Source organism: Salinimicrobium oceani (assembly GCF_012037645.1).
In genome coordinates, this window is sequence record NZ_JAAVJR010000324.1 from 1 (window position 1) to 547 (window position 547).

At 40.6% G+C, this 547-nt stretch carries 1 protein-coding gene and 1 pseudogene; both read right to left on the reverse strand.

All coding sequences use genetic code 11. The annotated features are described in order from the left end of the window. On the reverse strand, positions 1 to 208 hold a 208-nt coding region (locus tag HC175_RS16975), incomplete at its 3' end, for a DUF2071 domain-containing protein (RefSeq protein ID WP_209310047.1). A 123-nt stretch (positions 209 to 331) separates the two neighbouring features. Continuing rightward, positions 332 to 547, reverse strand: a pseudogene (locus HC175_RS16980) (SIMPL domain-containing protein); the annotation flags it as partial.

The window sequence follows — 547 nt, forward strand, 5'->3', positions numbered from 1 at the left end:
CTATCTCGTCAAAATCCTTTATTAAAGGCACTTTTACATCATTTACCTTCAGCTTTTTAACCTGAAAGCCTACGAGACTTATAAAGCAATTTCCGTTAAAAAGATCGGGTTTGGTGTACTTTGGCAGGTATTTATCAACAACTTCCGGCGGTACGATATAATTGAGAAGGGCTACTTTCCGAAATTCTGAAGAAATGGATAATTTCATAACTATTTTAATGGCTTTCTCTCAAATTTATTAAAGCTGAAAGAGTAAACCGGTAAATTTGTGAAAAGTTTAAAAACCGGATCAGCCAAAAACGCCCTTTTTCGAAGGTGATCCGACTATTCTTTAGTCAATTTCGAACTCCAGCCTCATAGTTACTGAAGCGGTTTTCTTTTTGTCTGCAGTGTTATATGCCCCACCCCAGGTGAAATCTTCGCCGCTGTTTTGTCCAATGATCTGGAAAACTCCAAGGTCGGCACTGCGAAGGGAGCCAAGGTCGCTTCTGCTATTCTCAGCAATTCTTTCAGCTCTGATCCTTGCGTCTTCGGTAGCTGCAGCGAT